Raw genomic sequence first — 13,717 nt, 5'->3', positions numbered from 1 at the left:
GAAACGTCGTGATGGGCCGCCTCTTGTCTTGTTTTTCGCGCCGGCGAACCGGCGCCGAAAGGGGCGTCGCCTACCCGCTGACCATCGCCGCGACTTCCGTCTTGCGCGGCAGGTCAGCGCCTTGCCGGGAGCAGGTGATGGCGGCAGCCGTCACCGCGAAATCAATGGCGCGTCCCAATTCCTGCGCGGTTAGGCCGGCGACGCCGCTCTTGGTCAATTTCCCCGATTTGTTCAGGTAGCTCAGGATCGCGGCGTGAAACGTATCGCCCGCGCCGACCGTATCGACGACATTGATCCGCTTTCCGGGGACGGAAATCTTCTCCCCGCCTTTCAGATAGCCAGTCGCGCCATTGCCGCCGTGGGTGACGAGGACCAGCGTTGCGCCCGCCGCGAACCATCCGGCGACGACCTCTTCGATCTGAACCTCTTCCCCATAAGCCAGAGCGATGTCTTCCTCGCTCGCCTTGACGATATCGGCGAGCGATAGAAAGGCGTCAAAGCGTCTTTTCCAGGCGGCGAGATCCGGCGTGACGGTCGGGCGAAGATTGGGATCGACCGATATGACCCTGCGCGCGGCTTCCCGCTGCGCCAGCGCAAGATAGGAATCGGCAACCGGCGCCACGGCCAATGTATAGGACCCGAAGGTCAGCGCGCAAACCTCGTCCGGCAATCGGTTTGGCATCATGGAGAACGTTACCTCCCGATCGGCCTTGCCTTCGCCGTGAAACGAATAGCTCGGCTGGCCCGAGGAATCCGTCGTGATGACCGAAATGGTCGTCAGCCGGTCCGAGTCGATGACGAATTTGAGATCGACCCGCTCCGCTTCCAGCTTTCGCCGCAGCGCCAGGCCGAAACGATCGGAGGAAATCCCCCCGCAAAAGGCGACTTTTTCGTCGAGACGGGCGAGGCCAATGGCGACATTCATGGGAGAGCCGCCGAGCGTGACGCGCGCCGCCAGTCCTGAATCCGGATTTTCATCGACGAACAGGTCGACCAGGGCTTCGCCGCAAACGAGAATCATTGCTCGAGCCTTTCGATCTGAGGGGTCTGGCGGCGCTTCTCGGTCACGCCGGCGCGGGCTTCGGCGTCAACTTCGATGACGCCCTTGCGCAGGATGATATTGCCGTAAAGACGCCGTTCGCCGGACGCCAAAATCAGGTACGCGGATTTGACGCGGTCGTAGAACGACTCGCCCAACAGCGGCGCGACAAGGAGTCCCGGCTCATAGGCGGCGACGAGTTCATCGAATTCCATATGGATCGCATGCTCGGGCCGATCGGGAGGGACAGGGCGAAAGGCAGCGGCTTCAACCATGCGATCGAGCGGCAAAACGGTCAGGACGGCCTCAAGCATGGCGGTCGCCGAATGGCCGTCGGCGCGCAGGCAGCGCTTGGCGTGGGCCTGCGCGGGATAGTTTGCGTCCACGATGGCGATTTCATCGCCATGGCCCATCGCGCGCAACGCGCGCAACAGTTCAGGTCCGAGCAAGGGATCGATGCCCTTGAGCATCATGCGTCTCCTTTGAAAAGAACATTCTGGTCGAGCAGAAATCGAGAGAAGAAGGGAAGGCTCGCAGCGCCCATGGCGCGGGCAGTCGCGCCGATCGACCCTTCGTCAATTTCGAAAGGCGAGAGTCCCTGCAGATCGGAGGCGCTGGCTTTTTCGCGCACCGAAGCGACCAGCCGGTGCCGGATTTCGGCGGGAAAGCCACCGTCGATGATCACACGGTTGAAATCGAGCACGGACACCGAGGCGACGATGGCCTGGGCGAGGGCGTCCGAAGCTTCCTCGAGCCAATCATCAAGGATCGGGCCGAGGCTGTCCCACGCCTGGGATTTGAAGAAAGCGACCGGATCGATGTTGGCGGCGATCAAACGCTGCTCCAGGCTGTGTAGCGAGGCTGAATGTATCAGTTGCCGCTTTTCCAAAACGGCGGTTTTCCTGTTCCTGACGAGGACTGGCATGGAGCCGAGCGCGCCGGCATTGCCCTGACGCCCCGGATAAAGCGCGCCATTCAGAACGATGCCGCCTCCGGCGAAATAGCCGATGAAGAAATAGAGGAAGTCTTCGTATTCGCGCCCTTTCCCGAAGGTCAGCTCAGCGCCGCAGGCGGAGGTCGCATCATTCGAAATCGAAACCGGCAATCCTGACAGGGTTTCGAGATCGGTTTGAAGGTTGCAGTTCCGCCAGGCCTCGAGAGCCGCGTCGGGAGCCCCGACTTCGCTACACCAGTTCCACAGTTCGAAGGGAACCGCGACGCCAAGGCCGGCGATCCTTTGCTTCTGGGCGCCGCTCAACTTGTCGGTCAGCTCGTTCAGGCCCTTGGCGGTGAACGTCAGAATTTCGCTGACATCCGGATAGGCGTAGGAGCAGCGGATCTGGTCGCGAACGGAGCCGACAAAGTCCATCAGCATAAGGTGGGCGGTGCGGCGGCCGATATGGAGCCCGACCGAATAAGCGCCGTCAGGATTGAGTTTCAACGGCACCGAGGGCTGGCCCACCCGGCCGCGGTTTGGCTCCATGCGAAGGAGCAATCCGTCCGCTTCAAGCGACCTCACGATGACGGAAGCCGTCTGCGCCGACAGGCTGGTCATCCTGGCGATTTCGGCCTTGGGCAGATGGCCGAAACGGCGCACGAGGGAGAGAACGAGCCGTTCGTTATAGGCCCGGACTCCGAGAAGATTGGTGCCGCGAGATTTCTCTCCGGCCAGGGGCGTCGCAGCTGCGTCAAAAATCATCAGGTCTGTCCAGGAACGAAAAAACGCGGAAATTCTCTATTGTGCCTTGGCGCGGCGCAAGCGCCGCCTTTCGGCGTCGAGGCCTGTGCGTTGATCTCAACATGCCCCATATCGGCCTCCGCGTCAATTAATAAACCAAAATGATTTATCTATTGACAGGAGGGCGGACTGGTGGGAGGTTAGGTCACCGGAACAGACACAGAGGCGCGACAAACAGCGTCCGATCGATGAGCGAGGCTCATTCAGGACCGTGTCAGTTGGGGAGGAAACATGTCGGAGATCGAGTTGCGATCGGCTGGCCCGATCCTGGAGATGCGCAATATCTCCAAGACGTTCGGCAAGCTCAGGGCGCTGCGCAATGTGCAGTTCAGCGTCGCCGAAGGCGAAATTCACGCCTTGATGGGCGAAAACGGCGCCGGGAAATCGACGCTCATGAAAATTCTCGCCGGGGCCATACGCCCCGACGCCGGATCCGAAATTTCAATCGGCGGAACCCTGGTCGCCATGACCGGGCCGATGGCCGCAAAGGCGCTCGGCATAGCCGTCATTTACCAGGAGCTTTCGCTCTCCCCCAATCTGAGCGTCGCCGAGAACATCTATCTCGGGCGCGAACTTCGGGGGAAAGGCCTGGCTGCCGGCTGGCTCGATCGGACCGCGATGATCGAGGGCTCCGCCGAAGTGCTGCGACGCCTCGGGGCTTCTTTCACGGCTGACGCCAAGGTTTGCGATCTCACCCTTGCCGAGCGGCAGCTCGTCGAGATCGCCCGCGCCGTCCATTCCAATTCGAAAATCCTGATCATGGACGAGCCGACGACGACGCTTTCCGAGCGGGAAACGGAAAGGCTTTTCACGATCATTCGCGCATTGCGCGATGAAGGTCTCGCCATTGTCTACATCAGCCACCGGATGGAAGAGATTTACGAGCTTTCGGATCGTGTGACAGTCTTGCGCGACGGAACCTATGTCGGAACGTTGGAAACGCATGCGATCAGCCCGAACGCCATTGTACAGATGATGGTCGGGCGCGACATCTCGACTTTCTACAAGAAGAATCATGACGCGCATAATCTTCGCGGCAAACCGATTCTTTCGGTCAAGGGAATGTCCGACGCCCGGCGCGTCAAGGACTGCTCGCTCGAACTGCATGAGAACGAGGTTCTCGGCATCGCCGGGCTGGTTGGCGCCGGACGCACCGAATTGGCGCGCCTGATCTACGGCGCCGACAGGTCCAGCGCGGGCAGCGTCGCGGTCGATGGCGTCGTCAAGCGGATCGCGACGCCGCTCGACGCCATTCGCGCCGGCATTCTCTATCTGACCGAGGATCGCAAGGAGCTTGGGCTCTTCCTCGACATGTCCATTTGCAACAACATCAATGTCGGGGTCGCCAGCCGGGACGCCCGCATGGGCGGCCTGCTCAATTTCCGCAAGAGCCGGGAGCGAAGCGCCCAGGCGATCAAGGACCTCAATATCAAGGTAACCTCGCCAAAGGGACTTGTCGGCGCTCTTTCGGGCGGCAATCAGCAAAAGGTCTTGCTGTCGCGTCTGCTGGAGCTGAACCCTCGGGTGCTGATCCTCGACGAGCCCACGCGGGGCGTCGATATCGGCGCCAAATCCGAGATCTATCGCCTGATCGACAACCTGGCCCAGCGCGGCATCGGCGTCATCGTCATCTCGTCGGAATTGCCGGAGCTGATCGGCATTTGCGATCGGGTTCTAGTGATGCGCGAAGGCCGCATCGCCGGCGAACTAGGCGGTCCGACCAACGCCGCGATCAACCAGAACAATATCGCCGCCATTCTGACGGCGGCATCCGAATGCGATGTCCCCGAACATCGCCACCCCCAATATTCGAACCTGGAAAGCCGCGCATCATGAACGCATCAACCGGGAATGCCTTGCAGGATGCTTTGAAGAAGCATCAGCTCAATTTTATGCCGCTCATCCAAACGATGGGCATGCTGCCGGTTCTCCTCATTCTGTGCATCCTGTTCCAATTGGTCACGGGATATGCGGAGACCGCCGATTTCAGCCACGCGTGGCAAAGCGGTCGGTTTCTGAGCTGGCAAAATCTGTCCATCATCGCCCAACAGGCTTCCATCAATACGGTCTTGGGCGCCGGGATGACCTTCGTCATATTGACGGGGGGAATCGATCTCTCGGTCGGGTCGATCCTTGCAGCCTCCGCAATGGTCGCCGTCTCGATTTCCCTGGTCCCCGGCGCCTCCTTTTTGGCTTTCCCCGCGGCGCTCGCCGGAGGTCTGGTCCTGGGTCTGTGCAATGGCGGCCTGATCGCCTTCCTGCGGCTTCCGCCCTTCATCGTGACGCTTGGGTCGATGACGGCGGTGCGTGGTCTCGCCCGGCTGCTCGGCAATGACACGACCGTCTTCAATCCCGATCTGCCCTTCGCCTTTATCGGCAACGGTTCGATCTTCAACATCCCCTGGCTCGTCGTCATCGCTTTCGCGACCGTCGTGATTTCCTGGGCGGTCCTGCGCCGTACGGTTCTCGGCCTGCACATTTATGCGGTCGGCGGCAGCCCCGACGCCGCCCGGCTGTCCGGCATCAGGGTGCCGCTTGTGCTGCTCTTCGTCTATGGCGTCTCTGGCCTTTTGTCCGGCCTCGGCGGCGCCATGTCGGCGGCTCGCCTCTATGCCGCCAATGGCTTGCAGCTCGGCCAGTCCTATGAGCTCGACGCTATCGCCGCGGTCATTCTGGGCGGAACCAGCTTCGTTGGCGGCGTCGGTTCGATCTGGGGAACCCTGATCGGCGCTCTGATCATCTCGGTCCTGACCAATGGTCTCGTCCTGACCGGCGTCTCGGACATCTGGCAATTCATCATCAAGGGCTTCGTCATCATCGGCGCCGTCGCGCTCGACCGCTATCGCCTGCGCGGCTCCGCGCGGACTTGAACCAACGCAAAAAAATCAACGGGAGAAACGCCATGTCTAAATTCAAGATCGCGGGCGCGCTGCTTGCCGCCATGCTGACGCTGCCGGCGGAGGCAAAGGAACTCAAGTCGGTCGGTATTTCGCTCGCCTCACTGGGCAATCCCTTCTTCGTCGCCATTTCGAAGGGCGCGGCGGCGGAGGCGCAAAAAATCAACCCGAGCGTCAAGGTGACGACCCTGGGTTATGATTACGACCTCAACAAGCAATTCAACCAGATCGACAATTTCATCGCGGCCGGCGTCGATCTCATTCTGCTCAACCCGGGCGACCCCCATGCGGTGGCCCCCGCCATCAAGCGCGCGCAGGTTGCGGGCATTGTCGTGGTCGCCGTCGACACAGCCGCCGACGGCGCCGACATCACGATCATGACCGACAATGTGAAAGCTGGCGAAGAAGCATGCCAGTTCATCGTCGACAAGCTCGGCGGGAAGGGCGATGTCATCATCGAAAACGGCCCGCAGGTTTCTTCGGTGATCGATCGCGTGACAGGCTGCAAGAAGGCGTTCTCGGCCGCTGCCGGAATCAAGGTGCTCTCCGCCGATCAGGACGCCAAAGGCTCGCGCGACGGCGGCCTTGCCGTCATGCAGGGCTATCTGACCCGTTACCCGAAGCTCGACGCGGTCTTCACGATTAATGATCCGCAGGCCATCGGCAGCGACCTCGCCGCCAAGCAGCTCGGGCGCACCAATATTGTCATCGCGTCGGTCGATGGCGCGCCCGATATCGAAAAGGCGTTGAAGTCGAATACCCTGATCGAGGCCTCCGCCAGCCAGGACCCTTATGCGATGGCCAAGCTTGGCGTTCAGCTCGGCAATGACCTGCTCAACGGGAAAAAGCCTTCCGCTGCGACCACCCTCATTCCGCCTCAACTCGTGACCCGGAAAAACGTGTCCGAATATGCGGGCTGGGAATCTCATCGTTAAGCGCAATCGGTCAGGAGGGAGGACGAAATGTCACGAGTTTCAATCGCAGCCTTGGCCGGATCGGCCGCGCTGTTCATGGGAGCGCAAGCCTTCGCGCAGCAAGCGGGTTCGGACAAGGCGACCGCGTCGCCGGGTTTCGGCGCAAGCGTCAGCGACGTCGTCGGCGCGCGGGTGCAGGACAGCTTCGCCAATGTCGGGCAGACCCTGTACGACCATGGCGTTACCGTGTCGTCCAGCTATACGGCGGAGCCGGCGGGCAATCCGGTCGGAGGAATCAGCCGGGGCGCGACCTACGCTGGCCAGGTCTATTTCGGCCTGGACATTGACCTCGGCAAAATGCTCGCCTCGCAAGCGGCGAAAGACACTTATGTCCATTTCGCCATGGTCGATCGGCAAGGCATCCAACTGTCCCGCTATTATATCGGCAGTTCTATCGGGCCTCAGGAAATCTATGGCATCCAGAGCGTGCATCTCGCGGTGTTCACGCTCGAGCGCAAGTTCTTCGATGACCGCCTGGATGTGACGGTCGGGCGCAGCCCCGCCAATATCGCCTTCCTGGATTCGCCGATTTACTGCCATTTCATGGTGAACTCGACCTGCGGCAATCCGGCGCTGATCTATTTCGCCAGTAATTTTTCCGGATTTCCGTCGTCGAGCTGGGGCGGCGACGTCAAGGCCTGGCTAACCGACAAGATCTACCTCCACGGCGGCGTCTGGGAGGTCAATCCTCTCGATCACGACCAAGCCTATCCGTGGGGAATCTGGAGCACGGCCAATGCGACCGGCGCGATTGTCCCCTTCGAGGCCGGCTATGCGACCAGCTTCAAGAATGACGATCTGCCGCGCCATTATCAGATCGGCGGCTGGGTCGACCGCTCCTCCTATACCAGCCCGATTTATTCCGAGAATGGCGGCTTCGCGGCGATCAATGGCCAGCCCTACGCGACCTTGTTTGGTCGCTCGGGCGTCTGGGCGCGCTTCGATCAGATGATCACGCGTCCCGATCCTCACTCCAATCGCGGCCTGACCGTTTTCGGCGTCTTCATGAGCGCGACCTCCGGTCAGCCGGTCATGCAGCAATATTACGAACTTGGGCTGCTGCAGCAGGGAACCTTCGCTGGGCGTGACGCCGACACGCTCGGCTTCGTCGTCAACCTGGAGAAGTGGAGCGACAACGCGCTGAACAATGTGCGGTTGGCGCGCGCCACCGTCGGCAGCTTCACAAAGCCGCCGCCTTACATGGTCATGATGGAGCTGAACTACGGCTGGCAGATCACGCCAGCGGTCCAGCTTTCGCCGAACCTGCAGGCTATCATCAACCCGGATAACCTCAACGAGCCGAAGCGGGCGAGCAACATCCCGAGCGCCTTCATCGTCGGCTTCAAACTGAATGTCGACCTCGCGAAAGCGGTCGGAATTGGCGCCGAGGATATCAGCAGGAACGAGCGGCAGCAGAAAGTGTTCTGACTTGGTCCGGCGCGGCTGAAAATTCTGTCGTCAAGACATTCAGCCGCGCCGCTCCCGAAGCTCACGCAAAAAATTTCACCCGACGCCGCCGAACCGCCTGAGCGCGCCGGCGCTGCCTGAACACGAACATGCGGATCGATCACCGTGAAACACGAGACAGGTTTCTCTGCAATGACCACACAAATTCTGCAAGTCGAGCCGTTCGATCTGGTGGTTTTCGGCGGGACCGGGGACCTGTCCTATCGCAAACTTTATCCGGCCTTGTTCCGCCGCCATATTGAAGGCCAGCTTTCGCCGGGGACACGCATCGTCGGCGTGTCGCGCCAGCGCATGAGCCGCGAGGAATTCGCCTTCGCCGTCGCCGACGCGCTGAAGCGCTTCGATCCGGCCCACGTCATGGACTCCGACGCGCTTGAAGCCTTCGTCGCTTTGCTGGATTACGTCACCGTGGATGCGGGCGGCGACGCTGGATGGGCCGATCTCGGGACAATTCTGGGAGACGATCCGGCGCGAGTCCGGGCTTTCTATCTCGCCACATCGCCCGAATTATTCGGCAAGATCGCGAACCGGCTTTCATCGCATCAATTGATCACGCCTGCCGCGCGCGTGATCGTCGAAAAGCCGATCGGCAAGGATGGCGCCTCGGCCGCCGCGATCAACGACGCCCTGGGCGCGGTGTTCGCGGAAAGCCAGATTTATCGAATCGATCATTATCTCGGCAAGGAGACGGTGCAGAATCTGATGGCCTTGCGTTTCGCCAACGCCCTGTTCGAGCCGCTCTGGAACTCCGGCCATATCGATCATGTGCAGATCACCGTATCCGAAAGCATCGGCGTCGAGAGCCGCGCGGGCTATTACGACAAGTCCGGCGCGCTGCGCGACATGGTGCAGAACCATCTCCTGCAACTGCTCTGTCTCGTCGCCATGGAGCCTCCGGCGTCGCTGACCGCAGATGCAGTGCGCGATGAAAAGCGCAAGGTGCTCCAGTCGCTGCTGAAGGTCGATGCGGGCAACGCTTCCGAGCGGACCGTACGCGGACAATATCGCGCGGGCGCGGCGTTCGGCGAGGCCGTGCGCGGCTATATCGACGAAGTCGGCGATCCCGACACCGTCACCGAGACCTTCGTCGCGTTGAAACTCGAAATCGAGAACTGGCGCTGGGCGGGCGTTCCTTTCTATTTGCGCACCGGCAAGAGATTGCCCGAACGGATTTCCGAAATCGTCGTGGTCTTCCGCAAAGCTCCGCACGCCTTGTTTCCGCCGAGCGCGGGCAAGGTTCACCAGACCAAGCTCGTCATCCGGCTCCAGCCCGATGAAGGCATCAAGCTCTGGCTCATGATCAAGGAGCCGGGACCGGGCGGCTTCCGCCTTCAGCACGTGCCGCTCGACATGAGCTTCGCCGAAGCCTTCGGCGTTCATGCCCCTGAGGCCTATGAGCGGCTGCTGATGGACGTGATCCGGGGCAACGCCACCTTGTTCATGCGGCGTGACGAAGTCGAGTCCGCCTGGGCGTTCATCGATCCGATCCGTCAGGCGTGGGCGGACTCGAAAGAGGCGCCCCGCCCCTATGTCGCGGGCAGTTGGGGTCCGTCGGCCTCTGTCGCCCTGATCGAGCGCGACGGCCGGACCTGGGTCGAGGACGGCGAATGAACGAGTCCCGGCCCAAAGCCCCAACGGCGGTCGCGCTTCGCACTTTCGAGACCAGCGAGACGCTGGCCGCCGCGCTGGCTGCTCGCGTCGCCAACGCCTTGACGGAGCGCTTGCGAGAGGTCCCGCGCGCGGCGCTCGCCGTGTCCGGTGGCGCGACGGCGGTTCGCTTTTTCGAAGCGCTCTCCGAGCAGAAGGTCGACTGGAGCGCGGTCGACGTCACGCTGGTCGACGAGCGTTGGGTCGATGAAAAGTCCGAGCGCTCGAACGCCCGGCTTGTGCGCAAATGCCTCTTGCGCAATGCGGCGGCTGCGGCGCGCTTCATTCCACTGACCAACGCGAGCCCAACGCCCGAAGGCGGAATCGACGAGGTCGCCGCCCGTATCGAAACATTGCCGCTTCCGCCGGCCGTCGTCGTCCTTGGCATGGGCGAAGATGGCCACACAGCCTCATTCTTCCCGAAGGGCGAAGGTCTGGCGGAAGCCTTGAACCCTTCGACCGAACGGAAGGTGGCGATCATTCGCGCGCCCGGGGCCGTCGAGCCGCGCGTTACGCTCACCTTTCCAACGCTCCGGAACGCGGGCCTGATCCTTCTGCACATCGAAGGCGCGGCCAAGCTACGCGCCTTGCACGCGGCCGAGCAGCGGGGGCCGGTCGAAGACATGCCAATTCGGGCCTTTTTGCGCGGGGAACCGCTGGAGACGTTCTGGCGCGTTTAGCGTTGTTAACGCGGGGCGATCAGAAATCGAGGACAGATCATGACGATGTTGAACGACAGAATTGGCGAGGTCGCCGAGGCGATCGCCCGCCGCAGCAGGGACGCGCGGAGGCGCTATCTCGACCGGATCGCCGCCGCCGCGTCAGCCGCGCCTCAGCGCCGGCGCCTGGGCTGCGCCAATCAGGCGCATGGCTTCGCCGCCTGCGCCGCCGACGACAAGGCGGCGCTGCGCAAGGGTTCGACGCCAAATCTGGGCATTGTCACCGCCTATAACGACATGCTCTCCGCCCACAGGCCTTATGAGCGTTATCCCGAACTGATCCGGTCAGCGGCGCGCGTTTTTGGCGCGACCGCCCAGGTCGCAGGCGGCGTCCCCGCCATGTGCGACGGGATCACCCAAGGCGAGGCCGGCATGGAGCTCTCGCTGTTCTCTCGCGATGTCATCGCCCTTGCGGTGGCCGTCGCCATGTCGCACCAGACCTTCGACGCTGTCGCGCTGCTTGGCATCTGCGACAAGATCGTTCCGGGTCTCGTGATCGGCGCTTTGTCGTTCGGACATTTGCCGGCCATTTTCATCCCGTCGGGGCCGATGCCGTCGGGCGTTCCGAACGCCGAGAAGAACCGCGTCCGCCAGCTCTTCGCCGAGGGCAAGGTCGATCGGGCCGCGCTGCTGGAGGTGGAGGCCCGCTCCTATCATGCGCCAGGCACCTGCACATTCTACGGCACGGCCAACACCAATGAGATGCTCATGGAATTCATGGGCCTGCATCTTCCCGGCTCGTCCTTCGTCAATCCGGATACGCCTCTGCGCGACGCCTTGACCCGCGCCGCGGTCCGGCAGGTCATCGGCCATAGCGCGTTGGGCGCGCAATTCCTGCCGGTCGGCCAGATGATCGACGAGCGCTCCGTCGTCAATGCGATGGCCGGCCTCGCCGCAACCGGCGGCTCGACCAACGCCGTGATCCATCTCGTCGCCATGGCGGCGGCGGCGGGGCTGACGCTGGACCTGCGCGATTTCGAACAGGTCGCCGAAGTCACGCCGCTGCTGGCGCGGGTCTATCCGAACGGACAGGCGGACGTGAACCAGTTTCATGCGGCGGGCGGCACCGTCTATGTCATCCGCGAATTGCTGGGCGCCGGGCTGCTGCATGCGGACGCCGCCACTGTTTTCGGGGGGACTTTGGCCTCCTATAGCCAGGAGCCGACCCTCGGCGAAGATGGCGAGGTCGCCTGGCGCGAGGGTCCGGCGTCGAGTGGGGACGATACGATATTGCGGGGCGTGCAGACGCCCTTCAGCGCCACGGGCGGTTTGCGCATCCTCGAAGGCGATCTCGGCAGGGCGGTGATCAAAATCTCCGCGGTCGCGCCGGAACGGCATGTCGTCGAGGCGCCGGCGCTGGTGTTTCATTCGCAGGAAGCGCTGCAGGCGGCCTTCAAGGCTGGGGAACTCGAGCGCGACTTCATCGCCGTCATCCGATTTCAGGGGCCGCGCGCGATCGGCATGCCCGAATTGCACAAGCTGACGCCGCCGCTCGGCGTGCTGCAGGATCGCGGCTTCAAGGTCGCGCTCGTGACCGACGGCCGGATGTCGGGCGCTTCGGGCAAAGTGCCCGCGGCGATCCATCTCACGCCGGAAGCTCTGGACGGCGGATCCATCGCCAAAGTCCGGGATGGCGACCTCATTCGGCTCGATGCAGTCGCGGGAACGCTGACGGTTCTGGTTCCCGCCGAGGAATGGGCGGCGCGTCCGCTCGCGACCGAAGATCTATCCGCCTCGCATGTCGGCGTGGGCCGCGAACTCTTTGCCCAGTTTCGGGCGTCCGTCGGGCCCGCCGACCGGGGCGCCAGCATTTTTTCAGGAGCGACCGCATGACCACGCAACTGCCGCAAGACGGACTCGAAGACATTCTGCGCCGCGCGCCGGTCGTTCCGGTCGTCGTGATTGAAAAGCTGGCCGACGCGGCGCCCTTGGCGCGCGCCATGGTGGCTGGCGGCTTGTCCGTCATCGAAGTGACGCTGCGGACTGAAGTGGCGCTGGAAGCGATCCGAATCATTGCAGCCGAAGTCGAAGGCGCGGTGGTCGGCGTCGGCACGGTGCTCAACCCGCGTCAACTCGCGGCTGCGCAGGAAGCTGGCGCGCGCTTTGCGGTGTCGCCGGGGGCGACGGAAGCCCTGCTGGACGCCGCGGCCTCATTAGGGGCGCCGCTATTGCCTGGCGTTGCGAATGCTTCCCAGGCCATGGCGCTCATCGAACGCGGCTATCGCTTCGCCAAATTCTTTCCCGCCGAGCCAGCCGGCGGGGCGCCCTATCTGAAGGCGCTGGCCTCGCCCTTGCCGCAATTGCAGTTTTGTCCGACGGGAGGCGTGACGCTTGAAAGCGCGCCGAGCTATCTTGCGCTTCCCAACGTCATTTGCGTCGGCGGTTCATGGATGCTCAAGCCTGAAACGATCGCAGCGCGCGACTGGGCGGCGGTGACCGCCGCCAGCAAAAATGCAGCGCAACTGCGGAATTGATCGCCCGATGTTCGCTGGGCGATTCCTTGGGCCTGCCCGAAGCGATGACTTGGATCCCGCGCGGCGCGGCGCCCAAGGATCAGCCCTTGCAGCAATGTAGGGACCACGTCGCGAAGCGAGTCAGGGAATGACGCCGTCGCTCACCAATTTGTCCTCGCCAGCGCGGTATCGCCTTGGGGCAGGGGGATAAAGCATCGGCGATTGAAGGGCCTTTGGTCTTCATGCTATCTCGTTCAAGCGCGTCGCCGACGGAACGCGTGGCGACGTTCCTCAACGCCAATCCTGACGAGAGCATGACGACATTTTCGGCTGACCTGTCGATTCCTCTCGGCGCGCTCGTCTTTTGGATGCTGGTCCTGACCGGCAAGCATATTTTGTGCGATTTCCTGTTGCAGACCCGCTGGATGGCGCTCGGCAAGGACGCGCCGAAAGGCTGGGCTATGCCGCTGCTGGTCCATTGCGCCATCCATGGCGTTGTGACGACGCTTGGGCTTCTCGTGCTGGCGCCGCAATTCTGGTTCCTCGGACTGGTCGATTTCGGCATTCATCTGGGCGTCGACCGCGCCAAGGGCTATTGCGTTGCGACTTTTCGCCTGACCGGGCAGGACGCCTGGTTCTGGTGGTTGCTGGGCATCGATCAGGCGATCCATCACCTTACCGATTTCGGCCTCGCTGTGCTGCTCGCCGCAAATAGGTGATGTGCTTCCCCGGCAACAGGGAGGCGCCGAATCGGAGAAGAGGCTTTATTTCCCAAGCTCTTGC

12 protein-coding genes are annotated in these 13,717 nt (G+C 62.6%); 9 read left to right on the top strand and 3 right to left on the bottom strand.

What is annotated here, in order from left to right:
- Positions 1 to 70: 70 nt before the first annotated feature.
- Genes QZ409_RS10445 through QZ409_RS10435 form a run of 3 tightly spaced genes read right to left on the bottom strand, consistent with a single transcriptional unit; the run spans position 71 to position 2,738 of the window.
- Entirely contained in the window at positions 71 to 1,021 is a 951-nt protein-coding gene (locus QZ409_RS10445) for a carbohydrate kinase (protein WP_296710421.1), read from the bottom strand.
- The gene (locus tag QZ409_RS10440; RefSeq protein WP_296710418.1) at positions 1,018 to 1,509 is read right to left on the bottom strand and encodes an RbsD/FucU domain-containing protein; all 492 of its coding nucleotides are present in this window, start codon (positions 1,507 to 1,509) and stop codon (positions 1,018 to 1,020) included. The genes QZ409_RS10445 and QZ409_RS10440 overlap by 4 nt, the downstream gene beginning before the upstream one ends.
- Entirely contained in the window at positions 1,509 to 2,738 is a 1,230-nt protein-coding gene (locus tag QZ409_RS10435) for an ROK family transcriptional regulator (protein WP_296710415.1), read from the bottom strand. The genes QZ409_RS10440 and QZ409_RS10435 overlap by 1 nt, the downstream gene beginning before the upstream one ends.
- A gap of 270 nt (positions 2,739 to 3,008) precedes the next feature.
- On the opposite strand from QZ409_RS10435, the gene QZ409_RS10430 reads away from it, so the two are divergent.
- The 9 genes from QZ409_RS10430 to QZ409_RS10390 all read left to right on the top strand — a co-directional run bounded on the left by QZ409_RS10430 (position 3,009) and on the right by QZ409_RS10390 (position 13,653).
- Complete coding sequence (locus QZ409_RS10430; RefSeq protein ID WP_296710412.1) at positions 3,009 to 4,613, top strand: sugar ABC transporter ATP-binding protein; 1,605 nt, start codon at positions 3,009 to 3,011, stop codon at positions 4,611 to 4,613.
- 56 nt (positions 4,614 to 4,669) lie between these two features.
- A complete protein-coding gene (locus QZ409_RS10425; RefSeq protein ID WP_283364728.1) occupies positions 4,670 to 5,647 on the top strand; it encodes a ribose ABC transporter permease in 978 nt (325 codons plus the stop codon).
- A 32-nt stretch (positions 5,648 to 5,679) separates the two neighbouring features.
- Positions 5,680 to 6,609 carry an ABC transporter substrate-binding protein gene (locus tag QZ409_RS10420; RefSeq protein ID WP_296710408.1) on the top strand — a complete coding sequence of 310 codons (930 nt, stop codon included), beginning with the start codon at positions 5,680 to 5,682 and terminating at the stop codon, positions 6,607 to 6,609.
- Between the two features lie 27 nt (positions 6,610 to 6,636).
- Positions 6,637 to 8,076, top strand: coding sequence for a carbohydrate porin (locus tag QZ409_RS10415; RefSeq protein ID WP_296710405.1), 1,440 nt, complete (start codon positions 6,637 to 6,639; stop codon positions 8,074 to 8,076).
- A gap of 171 nt (positions 8,077 to 8,247) precedes the next feature.
- A complete protein-coding gene (zwf, locus tag QZ409_RS10410; RefSeq protein ID WP_296710402.1) occupies positions 8,248 to 9,726 on the top strand; it encodes a glucose-6-phosphate dehydrogenase in 1,479 nt (492 codons plus the stop codon).
- Positions 9,723 to 10,442, top strand: a complete 720-nt coding sequence (gene pgl / locus QZ409_RS10405) for a 6-phosphogluconolactonase (RefSeq protein WP_296710399.1) — start codon at positions 9,723 to 9,725, stop codon at positions 10,440 to 10,442. The genes zwf and pgl overlap by 4 nt, the downstream gene beginning before the upstream one ends.
- Positions 10,443 to 10,481: 39 nt before the next feature.
- Positions 10,482 to 12,314 (top strand): phosphogluconate dehydratase, encoded by a 1,833-nt coding sequence (edd, locus tag QZ409_RS10400; protein WP_296710397.1) that lies wholly within the window; start codon positions 10,482 to 10,484, stop codon positions 12,312 to 12,314.
- Complete coding sequence (eda, locus tag QZ409_RS10395) at positions 12,311 to 12,955, top strand: bifunctional 4-hydroxy-2-oxoglutarate aldolase/2-dehydro-3-deoxy-phosphogluconate aldolase (protein WP_296710393.1); 645 nt, start codon at positions 12,311 to 12,313, stop codon at positions 12,953 to 12,955. Before edd ends, eda begins: the two co-directional genes overlap by 4 nt.
- A 293-nt stretch (positions 12,956 to 13,248) precedes the next feature.
- On the top strand, positions 13,249 to 13,653 hold the full coding sequence (locus QZ409_RS10390) for a DUF3307 domain-containing protein (RefSeq protein WP_296710560.1): 405 nt from the start codon (positions 13,249 to 13,251) through the stop codon (positions 13,651 to 13,653).
- Positions 13,654 to 13,717 lie beyond the last annotated feature (64 nt).

It is taken from the genome of Rhodoblastus sp. (assembly GCF_019449565.1).
Classification (GTDB): Bacteria; Pseudomonadota; Alphaproteobacteria; order Rhizobiales; family Beijerinckiaceae; genus Rhodoblastus.
This window is presented reverse-complemented; position numbering and strand designations above follow the sequence as displayed.

Excerpts from the sequence above, each read along its gene's own strand:
- QZ409_RS10420 (WP_296710408.1), top strand. The coding sequence starts at position 5,680 with ATGTCTAAATTCAAGATCGCGGGCGCGCTGCTTGCCGCCATGCTGACG.
- zwf (WP_296710402.1), top strand. The coding sequence starts at position 8,248 with ATGACCACACAAATTCTGCAAGTCGAGCCGTTCGATCTGGTGGTTTTC.
- QZ409_RS10445 (WP_296710421.1), bottom strand. The coding sequence starts at position 1,021 with ATGATTCTCGTTTGCGGCGAAGCCCTGGTCGACCTGTTCGTCGATGAA.
- edd (WP_296710397.1), top strand. The coding sequence starts at position 10,482 with ATGACGATGTTGAACGACAGAATTGGCGAGGTCGCCGAGGCGATCGCC.
- QZ409_RS10435 (WP_296710415.1), bottom strand. The coding sequence starts at position 2,738 with ATGATTTTTGACGCAGCTGCGACGCCCCTGGCCGGAGAGAAATCTCGC.
- QZ409_RS10440 (WP_296710418.1), bottom strand. The coding sequence starts at position 1,509 with ATGCTCAAGGGCATCGATCCCTTGCTCGGACCTGAACTGTTGCGCGCG.
- eda (WP_296710393.1), top strand. The coding sequence starts at position 12,311 with ATGACCACGCAACTGCCGCAAGACGGACTCGAAGACATTCTGCGCCGC.
- pgl (WP_296710399.1), top strand. The coding sequence starts at position 9,723 with ATGAACGAGTCCCGGCCCAAAGCCCCAACGGCGGTCGCGCTTCGCACT.
- QZ409_RS10425 (WP_283364728.1), top strand. The coding sequence starts at position 4,670 with ATGCCGCTCATCCAAACGATGGGCATGCTGCCGGTTCTCCTCATTCTG.
- QZ409_RS10430 (WP_296710412.1), top strand. The coding sequence starts at position 3,009 with ATGTCGGAGATCGAGTTGCGATCGGCTGGCCCGATCCTGGAGATGCGC.
- QZ409_RS10415 (WP_296710405.1), top strand. The coding sequence starts at position 6,637 with ATGTCACGAGTTTCAATCGCAGCCTTGGCCGGATCGGCCGCGCTGTTC.
- QZ409_RS10390 (WP_296710560.1), top strand. The coding sequence starts at position 13,249 with ATGACGACATTTTCGGCTGACCTGTCGATTCCTCTCGGCGCGCTCGTC.